The sequence below is a fragment of the Alteromonas sp. HB246098 genome (genome assembly GCF_054890645.1).
Genome location: NZ_JBTZUG010000001.1, coordinates 1,009,770 through 1,031,657, shown reverse-complemented (window position 1 = coordinate 1,031,657; position 21,888 = coordinate 1,009,770). Strand labels below are relative to the sequence as shown.

The 21,888-nt window shown below is 44.6% G+C and carries 16 protein-coding genes; 7 read left to right on the top strand and 9 right to left on the bottom strand.

Going from position 1 to position 21,888, the window contains the following annotated elements:
• A complete protein-coding gene (locus ACYTPF_RS04400; RefSeq protein ID WP_461851338.1) occupies positions 1 to 897 on the bottom strand; it encodes a LysR family transcriptional regulator in 897 nt (298 codons plus the stop codon).
• 192 nt (positions 898 to 1,089) lie between these two features.
• Between ACYTPF_RS04400 and ACYTPF_RS04395 the strand changes: the two genes are divergently transcribed.
• From ACYTPF_RS04395 to ACYTPF_RS04380, 4 genes are read left to right on the top strand one after another with little or no spacing between them, the layout of a single operon-like run.
• Entirely contained in the window at positions 1,090 to 2,289 is a 1,200-nt protein-coding gene (locus ACYTPF_RS04395) for an MFS transporter (protein ID WP_461851337.1), read from the top strand.
• Between the two features lie 10 nt (positions 2,290 to 2,299).
• A complete protein-coding gene (locus ACYTPF_RS04390) occupies positions 2,300 to 3,208 on the top strand; it encodes a TIGR03571 family LLM class oxidoreductase (RefSeq protein ID WP_461851336.1) in 909 nt (302 codons plus the stop codon).
• Positions 3,209 to 3,229: 21 nt separating this feature from the next.
• Positions 3,230 to 4,066, top strand: a complete 837-nt coding sequence (dkgB, locus tag ACYTPF_RS04385; protein ID WP_461851335.1) for a 2,5-didehydrogluconate reductase DkgB — start codon at positions 3,230 to 3,232, stop codon at positions 4,064 to 4,066.
• 30 nt (positions 4,067 to 4,096) lie between these two features.
• Positions 4,097 to 5,032, top strand: a complete 936-nt coding sequence (locus ACYTPF_RS04380; RefSeq protein WP_461851334.1) for an alcohol dehydrogenase catalytic domain-containing protein — start codon at positions 4,097 to 4,099, stop codon at positions 5,030 to 5,032.
• On the opposite strand, the gene ACYTPF_RS04375 is transcribed toward ACYTPF_RS04380, so the two are convergent.
• The 8 genes from ACYTPF_RS04375 to ACYTPF_RS04340 form a co-directional block, all read right to left on the bottom strand.
• Positions 5,027 to 6,784 carry a diguanylate cyclase gene (locus ACYTPF_RS04375; RefSeq protein ID WP_461851333.1) on the bottom strand — a complete coding sequence of 586 codons (1,758 nt, stop codon included), beginning with the start codon at positions 6,782 to 6,784 and terminating at the stop codon, positions 5,027 to 5,029. The genes ACYTPF_RS04380 and ACYTPF_RS04375 overlap by 6 nt on opposite strands.
• A 162-nt stretch (positions 6,785 to 6,946) precedes the next feature.
• Entirely contained in the window at positions 6,947 to 7,978 is a 1,032-nt protein-coding gene (locus tag ACYTPF_RS04370; RefSeq protein WP_461851332.1) for a DUF2955 domain-containing protein, read from the bottom strand.
• Positions 7,979 to 8,008: 30 nt separating this feature from the next.
• A complete protein-coding gene (locus tag ACYTPF_RS04365; RefSeq protein WP_461851331.1) occupies positions 8,009 to 9,082 on the bottom strand; it encodes an HlyD family secretion protein in 1,074 nt (357 codons plus the stop codon).
• Positions 9,079 to 9,534, bottom strand: a complete 456-nt coding sequence (locus ACYTPF_RS04360; RefSeq protein ID WP_461851330.1) for a MarR family winged helix-turn-helix transcriptional regulator — start codon at positions 9,532 to 9,534, stop codon at positions 9,079 to 9,081. Before ACYTPF_RS04360 ends, ACYTPF_RS04365 begins: the two co-directional genes overlap by 4 nt.
• Before the next feature lie 285 nt (positions 9,535 to 9,819).
• Positions 9,820 to 12,804, bottom strand: coding sequence for a TonB-dependent receptor plug domain-containing protein (locus tag ACYTPF_RS04355; RefSeq protein ID WP_461851329.1), 2,985 nt, complete (start codon positions 12,802 to 12,804; stop codon positions 9,820 to 9,822).
• A gap of 528 nt (positions 12,805 to 13,332) precedes the next feature.
• A complete protein-coding gene (gene btsR / locus ACYTPF_RS04350; protein ID WP_461851328.1) occupies positions 13,333 to 14,061 on the bottom strand; it encodes a two-component system response regulator BtsR in 729 nt (242 codons plus the stop codon).
• A gap of 2 nt (positions 14,062 to 14,063) precedes the next feature.
• Complete coding sequence (locus ACYTPF_RS04345; RefSeq protein WP_461851327.1) at positions 14,064 to 15,752, bottom strand: LytS/YhcK type 5TM receptor domain-containing protein; 1,689 nt, start codon at positions 15,750 to 15,752, stop codon at positions 14,064 to 14,066.
• 122 nt (positions 15,753 to 15,874) lie between these two features.
• The gene (locus tag ACYTPF_RS04340) at positions 15,875 to 17,368 is read right to left on the bottom strand and encodes a carbon starvation CstA family protein (RefSeq protein WP_179982725.1); all 1,494 of its coding nucleotides are present in this window, start codon (positions 17,366 to 17,368) and stop codon (positions 15,875 to 15,877) included.
• A 346-nt stretch (positions 17,369 to 17,714) separates the two neighbouring features.
• Here ACYTPF_RS04340 and prfC point away from each other — a divergent pair, with 346 nt between their 5' ends.
• From prfC to ACYTPF_RS04325, 3 genes are all read left to right on the top strand, one after another.
• A complete protein-coding gene (gene prfC / locus ACYTPF_RS04335; RefSeq protein WP_461851326.1) occupies positions 17,715 to 19,304 on the top strand; it encodes a peptide chain release factor 3 in 1,590 nt (529 codons plus the stop codon).
• A gap of 33 nt (positions 19,305 to 19,337) precedes the next feature.
• Positions 19,338 to 21,068, top strand: a complete 1,731-nt coding sequence (gene argS, locus ACYTPF_RS04330; RefSeq protein ID WP_461851325.1) for an arginine--tRNA ligase — start codon at positions 19,338 to 19,340, stop codon at positions 21,066 to 21,068.
• A 205-nt stretch (positions 21,069 to 21,273) separates the two neighbouring features.
• Positions 21,274 to 21,843, top strand: a complete 570-nt coding sequence (locus tag ACYTPF_RS04325) for an NADPH-dependent FMN reductase (protein WP_461851324.1) — start codon at positions 21,274 to 21,276, stop codon at positions 21,841 to 21,843.
• Positions 21,844 to 21,888 lie beyond the last annotated feature (45 nt).

The following is a 21,888-nucleotide window of genomic DNA, read 5'->3' as shown; positions in this document are numbered from 1 at the left end:
TTAAAGAGTTAAGCGAGGTTGTATAAAGTCTAAAAATGCAGAGATGCGAGACGATACGGCGCTATTTTTGTAGTACACCGCTTGCACCGATTCTCTGCGATTTGGGCTGATTATATCGTCGTTAAATAGCGCTATGAGTCTTCCCTCGCTAATATCCCTGTGAACCATAAAGTGTGAAAGTAAAGCTATACCTTGCCCTGCAATGCATAGTTGTCGAATGGTTTCACCGCTTGACGCATGAAGGCTGTATTGCAAGTTGATATCTTGCTTAAGTGGCCACTTATTCAAATTTGGTGAGTCGCTAAAACCAATCAGTTTGTGGTTACTCAATGAACTCGCGTTACCGCCACCTTCAGGTAAAGGATACTTTTCAAGGTACTGCGGACTTGCCACAATATGCAGCTTACTTTTTCCTAAACGTCTGGCATGTAAGTTAGAGTCGCTTAAATCACCAATACGTATTGCGATATCGGTTTTGTGTTCTAACAGGTCGATAATGCTGTCGTGACTGGTGATATCGAGCGTTATGTCAGGAAATGCTTCTCGAAATTCACCCACTAACGGCGCTAGCTGATGGAATACAAACGGGCTCGCAGCATCAACCCGAAGTTTTCCAGAAGGGGCGCGCTTTAATAGCCGTAATGCTTCTTCACCTTTTTCTAATATATTTAGCCCGTCTCTGGCATATTGCAGGAAAAGCTCACCTTCTTCTGTTAGTTCCAACCGTCTGGTAGTGCGATTCAATAAGGTTACATCTAAGCCATCTTCAAGGCGGGTAACCGCTCTACTCACTTTTGCAACCTGCTGATTGAGTAGATTGGCAGCACTGGAAAAACTACCTGTATCCACAACGGTTAGGAACGCTTCTAAATCTTCAGTTTTTGATGAGACTGGCATCGCACACCTTATATTTTCAAATATCGCAAAAGTATTTTGTCATTAGTGCTGTTTTTTGCAAATAAATTTATCGTCAAACTGTACGCACTTTATTAATGGCTTTCAAAAAACGGTGTAGTTGTTCGTTCTAGAAGCCAATGGTGGCGTTGTTAATCAAGCCATCTCGTTAATTACTTTTTGAGGATAATTGAAATGCCTATTGCATTATTTGCGTTAACGTTAAGTGCGTTTGCTATTGGCACAACAGAGTTCGTGATAGTGGGGCTTGTGCCCACCATTGCTACTGATCTTGGCGTTACGTTACCAAGCGCAGGCTTACTGGTAAGCTTGTACGCCGTTGGTGTTGCCGTTGGCGCACCGGTTCTTACCGCCCTTACGGGAAAGTGGAATAGAAAGCATGTTCTGCTTAGCTTAATGGCGCTATTTGTGGCTGGTAATATTCTTGCCTGGCAAGCGCCTAGCTACGAGAGCTTAATTTTAGCTCGCATTTTGACAGGCTTAGCGCACGGTGTGTTCTTTTCCATAGGGTCAACTATTGCTACAGGGCTAGTGGCGAAAGAAAAAGAAGCCAGTGCTATTGCCATTATGTTTACGGGCTTAACCGTAGCTTTGGTTACTGGCGTACCATTGGGTACCTGGATTGGTCAAAACTTCGGTTGGAGAGCAACTTTCCTTGTGGTGTCTGCCCTTGGCACGCTTGCGCTAATTGGCAGTGCGTTGCTGGTACCGAACAATCTTAAACAAAGTAAACCGGCCACCTTGAGTGAACAAATGAAGGTGTTGGTTCAGCCTCGTCTGGTATTAGTGTATCTAATGACGATATTGGGCTATGGCGGCACATTTACGGCATTCACCTATCTAGCTCCTATATTGCAGGAAGAGGCGGGGTTTGCGCCCTCAGCCATCAGCTTAATTATGCTGGTTTACGGTGTATCTGTCGCGGTGGGCAATATTTATGGCGGCAAGCTTGCTGACAAAAAAGGCCCAATCCGCGCGCTAACAATCATCTTTTCAGCCCTTGCAGTTATCTTGTTTGCCCTGACGTTTACCATGGGCAGTAAAATTGCCGCAGTGATTACTGTTTTGGTGTGGGGTGCCTTTGCCTTTGGCAATGTTCCAGGACTTCAGGTTTACGTTGTTCAATTAGCAGAGAAGTTTACCCCTAATGCTGTTGATGTCGCTTCAGGTTTAAATATCGCGGCATTTAACATTGGCATAGCAGTGGGTTCAATTCTGGGCGGTGCAATTGTAGACGGCATGCAGCTATCTGATACCGCATGGATTGGCGCAATTATTTCTGTTGCAGCGTTACTTGTTACACGTTACAGCGGCTACTTAGACAAGCGCGCACTCAGTACTGCGAATACGGCGAATAACACAACGAGCGCGTAGGGAGGTCATAATGACGACAAATACCTTTGATAAGCTTGCACAACATAAATTTTCTGTAGGTGTAGAGCTTCCGCTAGATAACGACTGGGCGCATTTCGACGCCACCAAAGGTACGCCATTCGGCGTACCTGATATGACCGAGCATCACAGCCGTATTCAACTAGCCGACAAACTAGGGTTTAAAGCAGCGTGGGTACGAGATGTACCAGTTTATGACCCTAGCTTTGGTGATGCGGCTCAGGTTTTCGAAACCTTCACTTACTTGGGCTATTTAGCAGGTATCACAGACAATATTCTATTAGGCACAGCCGCTGTTGTTTTACCTCTTAGGCAGCCATGGCTTGTTAAAAAGGCGGCAGCAACGGTGCAGCAGCTAAGTAACGACCGTCTAATACTCGGTGTCGCTAGTGGAGATAGGCCGGTTGAGTATCCGTTGTTCGATGTTGATTTTGACAGTCGCGGCGAGCATTTCAGGCAGTCACTTGAAATTGTAAAGCACGGTGAGCATTCCCTTAAGCCTGGTATGTCCCTGTTACCGCGCTCAACCACGCCGCCTTTGTACGTTGCAGGACTTGCTCAGCAAAGCCCTCAGTGGGTTGGAGAAAGTATGGACGGTTGGCTGGCGTATCCAGGTACACCGAACGAGCATGTAAAGCGCGTAGAACTATGGCGAAATGTCGCGGGCAATAAGCCTTACGTTAGTTTTATTCATCTTAATTTGGTTGAAGACGATGAAGCGCCCATAAAACGCCACCGATTCGGGGTTGAAACTGGTGTAAATGGGCTTATCAAAGAACTCAATGTAATGAAAGATGCGGGGGTTGATCATATTGGCCTGCACTTCAGACGTAATACGCAACCAGTAGAAGTCGCTATGCAGCGCATAGCTGACAATGTATTACCTCACTTTCATAAATAACGGAACCAACAAGGAGGCATCATGCCGAATGTAAATCAGTCACAATCTAAAATTCCTTCGCTAGGTGTAGGCACGTTTCGCTTAAAAGATGAAGAAGCCTATAACAGCGTGACAATGGCACTTGAAGTGGGTTTCCGTCATATTGATACGGCGCAAATTTACGGCAATGAAGAAGCGGTAGGTCACGCTGTTAAAGACGCTATTGCAAACAATCTTGTTGCACGCGAAGACCTTTACGTCACCACCAAGGTGTGGAATGACAAGCTGAATAAAGCAAGCTTTGTGGATAGCGTAAAAGAGAGTTTGGAAAAGCTTCAACTGTCGTACGTTGACCTACTACTTATTCATTGGCCGTCACCGGAAAACGGTGAAAGCATGGAAGAGTACCTAGGTGAATTGCTGCGCGTTAAGGAACTGGGCCTGACAAAAGAAATTGGTATTTCTAACTTTACCGTGGCACAAATTGAAGAAGCGGTGAGTATCTTGGGCGAGGGCGTTATTTCCACGAATCAAGTAGAGGTGCACCCATATCTTACTAATGAAAAAGTGCGTGCAGCGTGTGAGAAACACGGTATCACAGTGACAGGATATATGCCGTTTGCTGTTGGTAAAGTGCTAAAAGACGAGACCATCATTGCAATTGCAGATAAGCACGGCGTGAGCACTGCTGAGGTAGTGGTAGCCTGGGAGCTGGCCCATGGTTTAGTCACTATTCCATCGTCGACTAAGCGCAAGAATCTGGAAAACAATTTCAAAGCCCTTGAACTTACCTTAGACGCTGACGATATCGCAAAAATTGATGCGCTAGATTGCGGTGACCGTCAAGCTAACCCAGATTTTTCACCTGAGTGGGATTAATCGAAAAAATTACCTTGTTAAGGAGCTTTTATGCAAGCTAACGTTTGGCAATTTGAACAGGCCGGCGCTGCGCTGGTACAAAACGTTCACGAGTTTTCTGAACCGGGAGCTGGTCGTATCGTTGTGCGCAACTACGCCATAGGCATCAACCCAGTAGACTGGAAGTTCATCGATGATAATCCGCGCGACTGGGAAAAAGGGCATATTCCTGGTGTAGACGGCGCAGGTGTTATTGTTGCTGTAGGAGAGGGCGTGGATAACAGCCTATTGGGTAAGCGGGTGGCTTACCATCATAGCTTAGGTGAAAATGGTAGCTTTGCCGACCATAGTGAAGTGTACGCAAGTCGCGTAATGGTTGTGCCAGAAAGCGTTGATTTTGCACTAGCTGCTGCGTTGCCATGCCCAATGCTTACTGCTTGGCAAGCTTTCAGCAAAGTACCGGTAAGAAAGGGCGCTGACGTGCTAGTTAGCGGTATGGGAGCGGTAAACAAACTGCTAGCACAAATGCTTTCACAAGCAGGTTTTAGTGTGCACGTAATCTCAGGAAGCTTTACGCAAGAGCAAGCCGATGAGATGGGTGTAAAAGCCATCCATCGCGGTAAACCTGAAGGACAAACCTTTTACGCGCTTTTTGACGCGAATGGTCCAGACTATGCGGCGTCATTGGTGCCGCTTCTTGAAGCTAACGGCCACGTAGTGAGTATTCTAGGTCGTATTGAAGTACCTGTAGACGCACCTTTTACACGTACTATTTCTTATCATGAGATAGCCTTAGGCGCGCTTCATGATTATGGCGATTTATCACAGTGGCAGCGCTTGGTGAAAGACGGTGAGGCTCTACTTGAGCAAGTTGCTGCGCAAACGTTGGTTGTCGAAATACCTAGCGTGTTTGAATTCGATAATTTGAACAACGCGCTGCAATTTTCAAAAGAAGACAAGCGAAAGGCGGTGGTTACGGTGTCATAAAGCCGGAATGATTAAGTTTCTTCCCTTATCTTTGGCTACGTAAAGGGCTTTATCAGCTCGTCTGAAGGCTTCGACAATATCGTCGGAGCCTTTACATAAAGTCCAACCTATACATGCCCCTAACTTTCTATCGTCAATCGATGCAATGGCTAACTGGTTGATGGCACTGTGGACAGTTTCCAGTTGCTTTGCAAACTCGTCGGCTTGGGTGGTCTTGCTTGTATTGAGCGCTTTTACGCGCTTTGCAATGGCAAATTCTTCTCCACCATAGCGCGCTGCAACTTGCCACTCATCATTAAGCGGCGCAAGAATCTTAGCAATGCCTTTTAGTACTTCATCACCGGCATCGTGACCAAATGTATCGTTGATACTTTTGAAGTGATCTAAGTCGATTAGTGCAATGGCTAGCGCATCATGATCGTGTAAGGTTTTATCAAACGTATTGTCTACGAACATATCCAACGTACGTCGATTGGGCAATTCGGTTAAACTATCTTTGGAAGCTAGTTCGGCCAACGTGCTATTCGTTTGTTCAAGTGCAAGGGTGCGCTCTCTTACCAGCGCTTCTAATTTTGATGCCTGCTCACTTTTTAACTTAGCAGCTTCTTTTTGGGCGTCTCTTTCCCTTTGGACAACTTTCACCATATAGCTTGCGGTAAGTGCAACCATAAATAGGCATGTCATAACTAGCCCAGTCATAAAGGTGGCAACGGGTTCGAGGTAAAGGTCTACTTCAAAAAGTGCAATAATGGTAAGGATTAGCGTGCTAAAGGTTACAGGAAGCATAGCGGCGGCAAGCCATTTGGCTCTATCAGAGCCCCGTCTATGCTCTACAAAGATAACGATACCCGCTATCAGTATATAAGGGAAAAAGAGGAGTACAGGCAGTTTTAAGGCAATATCTAACCCCACTGTTTGCCACAGTAAAATACCCAGCAGCGGAAGCACTATGCAAAAAGCTTTAATTGTTTTTGCCCCGTAAACCTCATGGTCGCCTCGCGCGAGTGTCTGAAACAATACCCAAAATGCAGTAATCAATACCGAATAAATGCTTATGGCGTAGCTAATATCGTTCAAACCCGGCGTATTTGGCCACAGTAGTTCAAATGCGTAACCGAACACGCGGAAAAACCAAAATGTTGTCGCAAAAATAAATGATGCAAAACTCAAAAAAACTAAGTTACGGCTGGCAATATAGCCTAATACACAAAGTAGGGTAAGCAGCCCCATTGCGCCGAAAAATGCCATATCCCGCTGCAAGGTTTTCATATACAGGTTGCTGTAATACTCAGGTGTGGCGACCGAGAAACTGTATCTTAAAATCTCACCAGACATAGTGCCGGTAAACTCAGTATAAGAAGACGGCTGCAATACAGAGGGGAAATGATAGTTGGGCGTATTCACCGCTCGAGTACTGTAAGGTGTACTGTCGCCGGTTTCCCATTGGTAATTGCCATCGGTGACAACTAACGTTTTCATTGCAGGGAAACTTATTGAAAACCAGACGGGAACTTGCGTATCTAACTGATTGTAAATACGAACTTTGAAATGCAAATACTGTGACGGCGACCTATCAATAACATCAGCGCTATAAAACCATTCTTCTTCGCCGGTTATAGTTGCTGAGTTACTTACCGCAAAAACTACATCGTTATCTAAAGACAACATAGTTTGTGAGTTATTGAAATTAGCTGCGTTGGCCGTTTGGCAACAGCATGCTATTACAAGCCATGCGAGCAATATTCGCAGCATTCATCGTCCTTGTTTTATTGGTTTTTTTATCTACAACTCAATATAGCACATAGTTTCAAAAATTTAGTACGCATTAAATAAAACATAAGTATAGGTAAATCGCCTATTTCTTGTAGCGTTTTTAGCGTGGATAACTAACTAAGGTCGTGAGAGAACGCGAAGCTAATAAAATGTGTGATGTCGTGTCGCTTGATAGGCATTGAGAGCGCGATGTACAACGTAAATAACACACAGGCTAAGTGCAATGGCAACCACTACCGATGAAAAGCGATACAGCGCACTATAAATAATATCCTGCTGAGGTGAGAGTGACTGGCCGTACAAAATGCCAAAGGTCGTTAGCACACCGAAGCCAGTACCAGCACCACCTCCGCCTAAGACATGTTGGCGGCTGATGAAAAACACCAATATCCATAAGCTAAAGCTAGCAAAAAATAACGTATCACTGTAATTGAGCAAAATGAGCTGGGCGAGCAGGGCAAGATTACAACCAATGAGAGTACCCAGTGCCCGTTGCCATCCACTCATCGTTGCGCCTTTCCAACAAAGTGGAAATAGTATTAAGACGCTCGCAGCTTGTGCTGATATCGAATCTACTAAGTCAAAGGTTTGAAACACAGCAAAGGATAATGTGGCGACTGTCGTACATAAGATAACTTCGTGACGAATACTCGCTTTATCTTTTGTCGCTTTGGGCAAAGGCGTGCGCGGCGCTTCATCGGGAAAAACAATATGTAAGGCGAATGCAATTATCAATGCCAACAGAATTGCACCTATATTGGATATGACCAATGCATAGATATCTATTCCATCATTACTGTAGCTGGCAAAATGAAGTTGCAGCGATAGTCCTACAAGGGAAAAGGCCCCGAATAAATACAGCGTACCTTTACTCATCTGCCAAAACAAAAAAGCAAAAGTGGCGGCAATTAGCGGTGTGATCAGCAATGTGTGGCTGCCGAACAAGCCGTAGATCACTAAAACAGTAGCCGCAGGAAAGATGGTTGCGGCAAGAAATTGTCGAACAATGTGACCGTTTAAAACGGCCACCAGTCCAAGCAATAGAATGGGATACAAAGTGAAAAATATCGGATTAGGCCAATCCAACGCTTTCGATATAGCAAACCCTAACGTGGCACCTGACGCAATCCGAAGCATCTGCTGAACATCATTTTTACTTAGCTGTGATTCCATATTTTATGTCTGGTAAACCATAATTTAAGTTTAATAAATAAAGTGCAGCAGGCTTATAAAGTGGATTTGAATATTCGCTGCCGCCCTTTCAATAGGATTGTCTGGCACTATTTGTACGGTAGCGCGAGCACCACTGGTGAGATGTTTTAACGATATTTTTTGTTCATCAAGCTTAATATGGACACGTTGGCGCTGCGCATCGCGTACCCATCGGTTCGACTTTTCAACGCTTGCAAGGGTGCCGTTGGCAGCAAGTTGACCGTCACTTACACCAGCTTCAAACTCAGCTACTTTCGCTTTGAACACTTTGCCAGGTAGCGCATCGAAAACCACGTTAGCTTGAATGCCTTTCTTTACATTGGTTAGCGATTTCTCTCGAAAGTCTGCAACCACATCTAACGTGTTATCGACCACCGAGGCAAGCGGCGTACTTTGTTTAGCATAAGTACCCTGAGTTACCTGCATGTTTGCCATGACGCCGTTATGCGGTGCTTTGATTTTTGTATAGGCTAAGTTTAATTCTGCCCGTTTGACCGCATTTACCGCGCCTGAATATTTCAGGTTTTTGTCACCTTGCTTACCTCTAGCAACAACTTGCTGGTTTAGTTCGGCTTCAAGCGTACTAATTGCAGCTTCGGCGCTTTTAAGCTGAGCGTAGGCTTTATCTACGTTTTGTTGAGATACCACTTTGGTCTGCTTTAGGGAACGCAGCCGTTGAAATTCACTGTTACGCTCGTCGTAAACTGCGGATGCTGCCTCTAATTTGGCTTTTATCGCTTCTGCTTTGGCATCAATTTGAGCATTTTCTAGTTCCACATTTGCCAAAGCAATCTGCGCCTTCTCAAGCGCAATTAGGTAAGGTGTTTCGTCAATAGTGAACAAAACCTGTCCTTCTTTTACGGTTTGATTATTTTTGACAAGCACCTCATTTATTGGCCCATTTATTTGGGGTGAGATTTGTGTGACCTGATGATAAACCCTCGCCTGTGGCGTCATAGGCATGCGTATATCTGCAATAATGAAGTAGACAAAACAGATGGCGAAACCGACCAAAGACAGTTTTATATACCTAGCAAACTCCTGATCTGGTGTTCGTTGACTCACTTAAATGACTCCAACAATTTTGCTGCACTGGCTTCAATTTTCTGAACACATCTAGCCATAGTGCGTAATTCCTCGTCCGATACTCCTGCGTACACTTCATCTCGAAGTGCCATTAACGTACTTTCGATATCATTCATTCGGCCTTTGCCCATATCTGTGAAATAAAGCAAGCGACTTCGTTTGTCGTTATCATCTGTAACGCGTTTGATTAAACCCGTAGTTTCAAGCTGCTTGATGGTGCGCGTTAAACTAGGCATTTCTATTTCCAAGCTTTCTGCCACCATCTGCTGTGTACAGCCTTCACCAAGTAACGACATATGAATCATTACGCGCCATCTAGACTCTGTAAGGTCGAGGTGTGCGACAGATTCAGTGACAGCTCTTCTGCACTTTTGCGCTGTACGGGCGAAAAGCGCAACAAGATGAAGTGGCATGGGTTCTGAAAATGACATATCGGCATCCTTGATTTTACTTAGCATGCTAACTAGTTTAATTGTTTAGCATGCTAAGTAAATAATATTGAGATGAGGATGATATTTTGTAAGCTGAGCGTTTATTAGGAAAAGCATAAATGGATACTTATATAAAGCTGTGTTTGTAACAGATATATAGGCTTTAACTAAGCGCTGTTGAGCACTGAGCAAGTACGGGGTGAAGTGAAATATTCATAAAAAAATAAAAAAGCCGTTTATTAAGAATAAACGGCTTTTTGCTTAGGTCCAAAGGGAGATTTGGATTTAAAATTTACCTCTAAACGAAGCAAACCAGTTCGTGCTAGTGTCGTAAACTGTTGGATACGTGTTACCGTTACCAAGAGCTGGGCCGGCACCAGAATAAACTGGAGGTTGCTCGCCAAGAAGGTTAAGAACACCCATAGTTAGTTCTATGTTATCGCTGACGTAGTAAGTACCAGAAAGGTCTAAGTAGCTCATAGCTCTAAAGCCAGTTTCAAGGGTATCACCCTCATCATCGTTCTGTGCAGAGCCGAAGTATCTCCAAGTTGCAGTAATATCAACGTCTAGGTTGGTATTCCACGTTGCCATAAATCTATGACGATACTCTGGACTAGGGGCGTCACATGCGTTACCAAAGAAACCAGCACATTCAACAGGGTCTCCACCTGGGAATGGTACAGTGCTGTTTTCGTCTAGTATCGTAGATGCATAGTCGAAACGTACGTCACCCATCTCTGTTTGTAGGCTGTAGTTTATTTGTAAGTCAACACCAGATGTTGCAAGTGATGCAATATTAAGGTTAGTTTGTTGGAAGCCCACGCCAAACGTACCAGCAGCAAGAGAGCCTGCTGAAGAACGTGTGATAAGGCTACAGAATGTAGGGTCACCACTATCTAGACAGTTGTCGAAGATGGTTTGTGCTGGGATACCAGAAGCAATTGCATCGTCTACTTCGATATCGAAGTAATCTACGCTAACTGACAGGCCTTCGATACTTGCTGGAGTAATAACAACACCGAACGTGACGGTATCTGCAGTCTCTGGATCTAGGTTCGGGTTACCACCTGTTAGAGACTGTGTTTGACCCGAGATTACGTCAAGGATATTGCCGTATTGATCTGCAGTTACACCAGTGCGTGCACAAGTTTCAAGTGAAGCAATTGGGTTGGCACCTGCGCACGGATCATACAACTGTTCGCCGCTAGCATCGGTACCCGCTGGGCTTAGGTTAGGTAGTCCTGTATTTTGACCAGTGTATAGGTCAATTACGTTAGGAGCACGAACCGCGCGCTGATATTGCGCACGAAGTTTCACGTCTTCAACTGGCGTCCATGATAACTGATAGCCGTAGGCATTAGTGTCAAAACTGTTAGACGTGCCGTTACCTGCTGTGTCGTAGTCAGAAAAACGATACTGTGCGCTAAACACTAACTCTTCAGCTAACTCTGCGCCAGAAATAAGAGGTATTTGAACCTCGGTGAAAAATTCACGAACTTCAATTTTACCTGCTACTGCAAGCGTTGCACCACCAACACCAGTAAAACCACCGCCTTGAACTTGGCTAATTTCATCAGGTGATGACGCTAGTTCGTCTTTACGGTATTCAATACCGAATAAGATGCCGATACCGTCATCAGCTGTAGGAAGCTTAATGCCGTAGTCACCTAAGTTAGCTTGGATATCCGCGCCGAATACTTTTTGTGAAGTTTCCCCGTTTACAATACCAATACCTTGAATGAAATCTAATTGATCTTGCGTTACTGAGCTTTCACCACCAGGGCGTTGGAAGATGTTATAAGGAACACAGCCACCAGACTGGTCAATACATACAACATTACCATCTTCGTCAGTGGTTGCTAATAACGCTTGCTGTAGGTTAGCAACGACGAAATCGTTAGTTGCTGAGCTCTGATCCCGAGTTTCTGAAATTTGTCCAAATATGTTCCAAGCCCACGTATCATCGATGAAACCATTCAGGCCACCAACAACTCTCCATGCGCTGTTCTCAAGACGAGAGTTACGCGAGCCACCTTCAACGTTACGGTGAGATGCTGTGATCCCGCTAACAATTACATCGTTCGCAATATCATCAGCCGAACAACCAAAAATGTCAGTGAACGCTAAACCGCTATTACCTTGAATTAGTGGGTTTCCACAGTTAATGTCGTATGCACCGATACCAAACGAAGCACTTGGAGCAATCTGTGCGTCACTGGTGTTGTTAATATAACCAAAGTCAAGATACGCTTCTAGATTTTCGCTAATCTCATAGTCGCCTTTAGCGTACATGTGATAACGCTCAGAAGGACGTTGGAAGAAGTTAGTTGCACCAAAGTTATAGGTTTGACTTGGGCCACCAGCGTAAGAAATGAGATTTCCATCTTCCTCTTGGAATGCGAAACCTCCTGGACCACCAAACAGACGGAAGTTAGCTGAACCTACACAACCAAACCCTTCAAAGCTTGATGCGCCATTACTTTGGCCTAATGTACACGCTGAGAAAATTCTATCAGACTGGACTATTTCCTGACGGTCTTCATATGAAGCATAAACAGTTACATTGCCTTTACCATCAGAAGATGATGATCCAAACATAGCGTAGATTAGGGTTTCGTCGCCGTCCATGGTTGAACCTGGAACAGGCTGCTCGGCTGCGTTAAGCACGCCTTCATACAAACCATTATCGTTGTCAGCATAGTTTGTGCTGAACTGACCACCAAATTCCACACCTTCAAAATCATCGCGAAGAATAAAGTTTGCAACACCACCAACAGCATCAGAGCCGTATACCGCCGATGCACCACCGGTTAGGATGTCAACACGTTCTAGCATTTGCGTTGGAACTAAGTCAACGTTAGCAGCACTGGTTCCAGAAGAGCCGTATGGAAGACGTTTGCCGTCGATAAGTACTAGCGTCCTGTTTGCACCTAGACCACGAAGGTTAAGTGTTGCAGTACCTGTTGAACCGTTTGAAACTTCTGAAGCTTGACCCGCAAATACTTGCGGAAGCACGTTAACGAAATCTTCTACACGTAAGTTACCGCGAGCGGCCGCTTCAGCACCTGAAACGCTCAGTACAGGAGTGGCAGCTGCAACGTTTGGGTTAGAAAGTAGACGCGAACCAGTGACTTCAATTTTCTCAACTGGTTCTTCCTCTGACTCAACGTCTTCTTGGGCGTAGACACTACCAGAAAATGCCAACGATGCGGCAGCGCCAAAGGCGCAGGCAAGTCTCACCGACTTTGCCAGTTTGTGGTTTGTAAACATTGTAGTCTCCCTAGACTTTAATTTTTTGCTTTAATTATTTTTAGTGTGCTTTTTAGACACTTATTATGTATTGCACAACTTTTGAATATTATCAATAGCATATATTCGTAAAATCTAAGAAGCGTCTCTTTTTAATAAATATTTATTGTTATTTTACAAAAAGTTAAACTTTCAGTAATATTTTGCGCCTTTTTGTACAGCAATGTGATTGAGGTAAGTCTAAGATATCCAGACAAATAATTGGATTAGGCAGTCAGAAAAGAGCAGTAGAAATCTGATTCTTTATACTTTAGTTTAATTTTTTTCACTGTTTTGCGTACCAGGGGCAAAGATAAATTAAGCGCAAATTTAGAGATGATGGCGAATAAATTAAGACAAATGGCGTCAGAAATCGGAATGTTCAAAAATTCGTTTTGGGTGTTGCTTTGGGAGGAAAAGTCAGACCCATTGCCCCGACAATTGTAGTTTCATGGTTTTAAAGCATCTGGTAATAGCTTAACTAACTTTTGGAAGCGCTGTTTACAGATATTATAGTTCTAACAACGATTTGAGCTGTTTAAGGTATCGACGGCTAACGGGTATCGAATCTCCCGTCGCCATTAGAAGCGTAGCAAGGCCATTATCCAAGAGTTTAATTTCCCCAACACATGATAACCTTACTAAATATTGCCGGTGACATCGAACGAGCGCGGTTCTCTCTTCTAAGGTTTTTAATGTGAGTTGGGTGTCTGCTTGTTTCTCTAAAGTTCTTACATGTACGCCCGCCACATCGCTATATGCAAAATGAATATCTGATTCAGGTAATAGCAAAATACGCTGATGGCCCACGCAGGGAATATGCATCAACGTAGGTGAGGCGATTGTGTCGATACCATTCTGGGGGAAGCTTCTCTTTTTCAGCCTTGTAAGTGTTTTACTGAGCCGCTCTGGTTCTACTGGTTTTAGTAGGTAATCAAACGCATTATCTTCAAATGCCTGAAGGGCATATTGTTCAAATGCCGTAACCAATACAACATAGGGCATGGTGTCTACGTCAAGCATAGCTAACATATCTAGCCCCGAGAGTTGGGGCATTTCTATATCCAGAAAAATAACATCTGGATTGTATTGTTTTATTAATGCCAACCCTTCTATTGCGTTTGCAGCCTCGGCTAGAACTTGAACCTCATTGGTTTCGTTTAGCAACTGACAAAGCTCATCTCTGGCGAGGGGTTCGTCGTCAATAACAAGTGCCCGGAATACTGAATTCTTAGTCATGGTTAGCTCTGATAAGAATGATGGGTATGTGGGATAGAGAAAGACATACGGGTGAAGTGGTTAGCCCGACACTCGATTACCAGACCTGCTTGTTGGCCAAACTGATGAATAAGCCGTTTATCTACAATATCCATTCCTAAACCCGCGTCTTGCTTTTTCTTGGATTTGTACAAGCCAGCATTATCTTCTACAAGAATGTGAATATGGTCATCCGCCGTACAGCGTACATTTAGAGATAGATGCCCCCCCTCTATGCACTGAGCGATGCCGTGCTTGACCGCATTTTCAACTAATGGCTGTAGCGTAAAACTAGGTAAAAGTGCTGACATTGCTGCTTCGTCGTATTTTACCGTGATCTGTAGGCGCTCCGCAAAACGCGCTTTTTCAATCGCCAAATAAGCATTAACGTGGTCCATCTCTTCTTTGAGGGTAACAATTGCTGTATTTTGCTTGAGATTTATTCTAAAAAAGCGCGACAAGCTTAGCACGAGCTCTCTGGCCTTTTTGGGGTCGCGGCGGATAATAGCGCTAATGGTATTGAGCGCGTTAAAAAGAAAATGCGGGTTTACCTGTGCATGTAACAGCTTTATCTCTGATTGTGAGAGTAAATCTTTTTGTTGTTGATATTCGCCGTAAACTATCTGACTAGACAGTAATTGAGCGATGCCTTCTGCCATAGATAGTGTAACCGTCGACATAAACTTTCGTTTGGGTTCATATAGCTTGATGGTACCCACAACTTCTGAACCAGAGTGAAGCGGTATAATTAACACGGAGCCCAGCGGACAGTTTTTGTCTAGGGTGCATTGATAAGGAAGTTCAGCGCCGTCTAAATGCACTATTTTGTTATTGTTTAGAGACTCCATGGTACTTGCTGAGGAGATGGGCGTATTTGGCAGGTGATGATCCGCTCCCGTTCCTATAAACGCTAAAATCTTTTCTTTATCGGTAATTGCTACGGCGCCCACATTGGTTTCTTCATACACAATGCGTGCAACTTTTTCTGCGTTTACTGGAGTAAATCCAGACGTAAGTATGCCCACCGAGCGGTCAGCTATGGACAGTGCCCTACGTGAAAAAGTAGCAGAATACTTTTCAAATATCGTTTTCTTGTCAGATAAGATACTGATAAAAAGTGCGGCCCCCACAGTATTTGCAATTATCATAGGTGCGGCAATAGCACTAACCAGTGCGTAAGACTTTTCAAAAGGTTCTGCAACAGTAAGTAGAATAGCCATTTGAAATAGCTCTGCTACAAAGGTAACAACGCCCACTTTCCATGGATTAAACAGATCCAAGCTCTTATTCTTTTTAACGTAGTAAACGTGCACCAGGCCACCAATCAAACCTTCCAGCGTGGTGGAAATAGCGCAGGCAACATCAGTAAAACCACCCAATGAATAACGATGGAGACCGCCGGTCAATCCTACGGCAAACCCAACTACTGGACCGCCTAGTAATCCTCCTATAACTGCCCCAATGGCTCTGGTATTGGCAATGGCATCGTCTATTTGCAGACCAAAATACGTGCCCAGAATACAAAAGGAAGAAAAAACTACATACACCAAGTAGCGGTGTTTGCGATGAGAAGAGATGCTGAGAATAGGAAGAAAAAGCGGTGTTTTACTCAGCATATATGCGAGTACAAGATACACACACATTTGTTGAAGTAGTGAGAGTATGAGTTCCATGCTTGCCAATATTACCGCCAGTTAAAAGTGAGCCTCATTATAACTCATTTAAAACGTACAAAATAAATAGCCGCCCTATATAAAGGGCGGCTCATCATATTACACGTGTTTACTGTAGGTAGTTACGCGTCTACTGGTTGAGTGGGCTTTTCAGCACTTACAGATATAGGTTCGAGTGGGGCTTCGCCTTTCCCTTTAGAAATTCGAATGACATAAACTGTGGTAATCAAAGATGCAACAAGCCCGATGATTGTTGATATATTCATCGCCATACCGAAACCCAAGGTGTCGTTATTTAAAATAAAAGTTACACAAACGGCAGTCATAAACATAGCCGGCACCGTGGTGATCCAATGCAATTTATTGTGTCTAAGTAAGTACGCAGAGGCAGTCCACAACATCATGACGGCAGTTGTCTGATTGGCAAACCCGAAGTAGCGCCAGATAACACCGAAATCGACTTGGGTGAGGATGCCGCCCAGAACAAACAAAGGGGCAGCCATAAATAACCGGTTACGTATACCTTTTTGTTCAACGTTAAAGTACTCAGCCATAATTAGGCGGCTTGAACGAAAGGCGGTGTCGCCAGACGTGATAGGCAGAATCACCACACCAAGAAACGCGAGTACGCCACCCACAACACCCAAAAGGCCGAATGATGAAGCGTAAACAACGTTACCAGGGCCACCGTCAGTAATGGCTGCAGACAGCGCTTCTAAATTGTCGAAGTATGAAAGGGCAATCGCACACCAGATAAGGGCAATCACGCCTTCACCTATCATTGCACCAAAAAACACGAAGCGTCCGTTTTTCTCGTTTTCCATGCAACGGGCCATTAGTGGTGATTGGGTTGCATGAAACCCAGATATAGCGCCACAAGCGATAGTAATGAAGAGCGCAGGCCATAACGGCATATCGTTAGGGTTAAGGTTAGTCAGCATATCGCTTGCTGAAAACTGACTCAAAATAGAGTGCTGGTCTGAATAGCTGGCTGCGGCTAATAAACCTACTGACATGAAGATAAGAAGTGCACCGAAAAACGGATAGAAGCGGCCAATAATCTTATCTACTGGAACTATGGTTGCCAGTATGTAATAGGCGAAAATAATAGCTACCATGGTGCCAACTTCAACCTGCAATGATGTTTGGTCATTGACTAAATTGGTAATCATACCCGCAGGCGCTGAGACAAAAACCACACCTACCAGTAGAAGCAGCACAATAGCGAACAAGTTCATAAAGTGCTTAGCGCCTCGACCCAAGTAACGGCCAGACAAACTAGGTACAGATTCCCCGTTATTACGAACTGACAGCATACCCGAAAAATAATCGTGCACGGCACCGGCAAAAATGCAGCCCAATACAATCCAAAGCATTGCTGCTGGGCCATATAGTGCACCCATAATAGGACCAAATATAGGGCCTACGCCAGCAATGTTCAGAAGCTGAACGAGATACACCTTCGGTGTAGACATGGGAACAAAGTCTACGCCGTCTTTTTGGCTATGTGCAGGAGTGGGGCGTGCTGGTGTGACGCCAAATACCTTCTCAACAAAGGCGCCATATATAAAGTAGCCAGCAATAAGCGCGGCTACGCAAATTAGAAACAATATCACAGGGCGTTGTCCTTATTTTTATAAATAGAGTTTATAAAAAGGGTCTGTCACTTGTGTTGTAAACGGTGTGTACAACAATGTTTGAAATAGGTTAACGATGTGGAAGTGTGTATGCATGAAAAAAAGCAGTGAGTGGTCGCATAGCAAATTAAGCGGTAGGGAGTATGTAATTTCGCTCTACTGTTACGTGCAGTAAAATGCTAAAATCCGCGCAATTAATTACCAAGCCGTATCAAGCGTTTTATCGCAATACTAAATTTGCGCGGAAAAGCATTGCTTATCCGTTACAAAACGCGCCTGTAAGTAATTGGTTTACAGGGATAATAGATAACGAAGATAAGTATTGATGTCAGATAAGAAGCTTCTAGAAGAGATTAAAAAGCGACGCACGTTCGCAATCATATCGCACCCGGATGCGGGTAAAACCACGATTACTGAAAAAGTATTGTTATTCGGTCGTGCCCTACAAACTGCAGGTACCGTAAAAGGTAAAAAGTCAGGTCAGCATGCTAAGTCTGACTGGATGGAAATGGAAAAAGAGCGTGGTATCTCGGTAACCACCTCGGTCATGCAGTTTCCATATAGCGATCACTTAGTAAACCTGCTTGATACTCCTGGGCACGAAGACTTCTCTGAAGATACCTATCGTACACTGACGGCCGTTGACTCATGCCTTATGGTTATCGACGCCGCAAAAGGTGTAGAAGACAGAACCCGTAAACTTATGGAAGTTACCCGTCTGCGCGATACGCCGATTGTAACTTTCATGAACAAGCTAGACCGGGATATTCGCGACCCTATGGAACTGCTCGATGAAGTAGAAACCGAGCTTGATATCTTGTGTGCACCAATCACGTGGCCAATTGGCTGTGGTAAAAGCTTTAAAGGTGTATATCACCTTCACCGCGACGAAACTATTTTGTATCAAAGCGGCCAGGGTCACACTATTCAAGACGTGCGTATCATTAAAGGGTTAGATAATCCTGAGTTAGATACGGCAGTAGGAAGTGACCTCGCTGAAACCTTGCGTGACGAGCTTGAGCTTGTACGCGGTGCATCTAACGAATTTGAACAAGAGCTTTTCTTGGAAGGCCAGTTAACGCCAGTATTCTTCGGTACAGCATTGGGTAACTTCGGCGTTGACCACATGCTTGACGGATTGGTTGAGTGGGCGCCTGCGCCACTTGGCCGTGAAACCGAAGAAGGGACTATCGAAAGTACCGACGGTAAGTTCAGTGGCTTTGTCTTTAAGATTCAGGCCAACATGGACCCGAAACACCGTGACCGTATCGCATTTTGTCGTATTGTGTCTGGTAAGTACGAGAAAGGTATGAAAATGCGCAACAGCCGCTTGGGCAAAGATGTGCGTATCTCTGATGCACTGACTTTCTTAGCGGGTGATCGCGCTTTACTAGAAGAAGCTTATGCCGGCGATATCATCGGTTTGCACAACCACGGTACTATCCGAATTGGTGACACCTTTACTTCGGGCGATAACTACCGCTTTACTGGCATTCCAAACTTTGCGCCAGAGCTATTTAAGCGTATTCGTTTGAAAGATCCACTTAAGCAAAAACAACTGCTGAAAGGGCTTATTCAGCTTTCTGAAGAAGGCGCAGTTCAGGTGTTTCGACCCCTTGCAAACAACGATTTGATCGTAGGCGCGGTTGGTGTGCTTCAGTTTGATGTGGTAGTGGCACGACTTAAAGCCGAATACAATGTAGATGCACTTTACGAGCACGTGAACGTTGCAACAGCCCGTTGGGTTTACTCGAATGATGAGAAGAAACTAGACGAGTTCCGCCGTAAAGGTGAGCAGAACCTTGCCCTTGATGGAGGCGACAACCTGACGTACATCGCGCCAACAATGGTGAACCTGCAGCTATCGCAAGAGCGTTACCCAGATATTCAGTTTACGAATACGCGCGAAAATTAAGCTAGAAAAAATTAATTAAAGACAATATACATTATGAACATACATGCACTATTAGTTAACCGTTTCACTGAAGCGCTACAAGAAATGGGCGTAGAAAATGCGCCAGTGCCAGTTTCACGCAGTGCACGCCCTGAGTTTGGTGAATACCAGTTTAACGGCGCTATGGCCCTTGCCAAGCAGCTTAAGCAAAAGCCGCGAGATATTGCAGAGAAGATTGTTGATATCGTTAAACTTGACGATATTGCCAGTAAATTAGAAGTGGCTGGTCCTGGCTTTATTAACATACATTTAAACGACGATTGGCTGTCTAATCAGTGTGAGCTATCGCTAACCGATCCGCGCTTGGGCATTGCTAAGTCAAAAGAACAAAACATTGTTGTTGACTATTCATCGCCTAACCTGGCCAAAGAAATGCACGTGGGCCATCTGCGTACTACCATCATCGGCGACGCTGTGGTTAAAGTACTTGAGTTCTTGGGTCACAACGTAATTCGTCAAAATCACATGGGCGACTGGGGCACCCAGTTCGGCATGTTGCTTGCGCACCTTTCAGACAAGCTTCAAGAGGAAGTGGCGGAAACTGCGCTTTCTGATCTTGAAGACTTTTATCGCGAAGCCAAAGTACGTTTCGATGAAGAAGAAGGCTTCGCCGACCGTGCTCGTGAATACGTAGTTAAGCTGCAGGGCGGTGACGCTCAGTGTTTGGCGCTGTGGGAAAAGTTCATTGATGTGTCTATCGCTCACTCTGAAGAAGTTTACGACAAGCTAAACGTAAGCCTTACCCGTAAAGATATTATGGGGGAGTCTGCGTACAACCACGACCTAGCTAATGTGATAAGCGACCTGAGAGAAAAAGGTATTGCGGTTGAAGACCAAGGCGCGCAGGTGGTGTTTATTCCTGAGCTTGCCGATAAGGAAGGTAACCCAGCTGTTTATATCGTTCAAAAGTCGGGTGGTGGCTATCTTTACGCAACTACTGACCTTGCGGCAATGCGCTATCGCAGTGGCAAGCTAAACGCCGACCGTACGCTTATTCTTACCGATGCTCGCCAAGCCCTGCACTTCAAGCAAACTGAAATTGTAGGCCGCAAAGCAGGCTTCATGAAAGAAGAGCAAACTTACGAGCATTGTCCATTTGGCATGATGCTAGGAAACGATGGCAAGCCATTTAAAACCCGTACTGGCGGTACAGTTAAATTGGTTGAATTACTTGATGAAGCCGTTGAACGTGCAGGTAAGTTAATAGCAGAGCGCGACAACGATTTAAGTGAAGACGAGCTTAAAGAAGTTGCTCGCAAGGTAGGTATTGGCGCTGTGAAATACGCTGACCTATCTAAAAACCGCACAACCGATTACATGTTCAACTGGGACTCAATGCTAAGTTTTGAAGGTAACACGGCGCCTTATCTTCAATACGCCTATACCCGTGTGAAAAGCTTGTTCAGAAAAGCGGGTGTTGATATGGCAACTATGCCGGTAGATATCAATATAGTTGAGAAACAAGAGCATGCGCTAGCTGTGTTACTGATGCAGTTTGAAGAAGTAATTGGCATGGTATCTCGTGAAGCGACACCTCACGTGTTGTGTACATATCTATACGATGTGGCTTCAGCGTTCATGACGTTCTACGAAGCTTGCCCAATGCTAAAAGACGGCATTGAGCCAACTGTACGTGATAGTCGTTTAGCGCTGTCAGCTTTAGTTGCCAAAACCCTAGAGCAGGGTTTAACCCTACTTGGCATCGAGACACTAGAAAAAATGTAGCGTTCGCGGTACAACATAGGTAGTGATATTGAAAAGGCTGACATTGATTGTCAGCCTTTTTTTATGCTTACCGCAAACGGCTAAAGATACAGTTCATCGGTGCAAACATTTTCTTTTACCGTTTGTTTAGAACCGGAAAAGGCGCTGAATACTTAAAAGTCGAAAACTACAAAAATACAACTCGAAATAAAGACAGGAAAATCCAATGACTAAGATCCTTGCATTTGCAGGTAGTACCCGCAAAGGTTCGTTTAACCAAGCTATTGTTAACATCGCTGCTGAAGGCGCCCGCGAGGCTGGCGCAGAGGTTACCGTTATAGACCTGGCCGACTTTCAAATGCCACTGTTTAATGAAGATGAGGAGGCCGAGTTTGGCATGCCTGAAAAAGCACAGGCGTTCAAAGAATTGCTAATGAGTCATGATGGTTTTCTTATTGCCTCACCAGAATACAACTCAGGCTACCCAGCACTGCTCAAAAACGCCATTGACTGGGCATCACGCATGAGCGAAGGCGAAAAGCCACTGCAAGCGTATCGCGGTAAAGTAGCTGGTATTCTGGCCGCATCGGCAGGCGGGCTGGGCGGTATGCGTGTGCTGGTGGTACTAAGAATGTTACTTGAGAACCTAGGTACTATGGTGCTGCCAAATCAAAAAGCTATAGCAAAAGTAAATACGCTTATGGAAGAGGGCGTAATTACGGATGAGAAGACGATTAAGCAGCTTAAAAATTTGGGTAAAGAAACGGCTGAGTTGGCTGGTAAGCTAGCGAAATAATAGTCGTTGGTACAACATCTTATAGACACACAGAAAGCTCGGCTG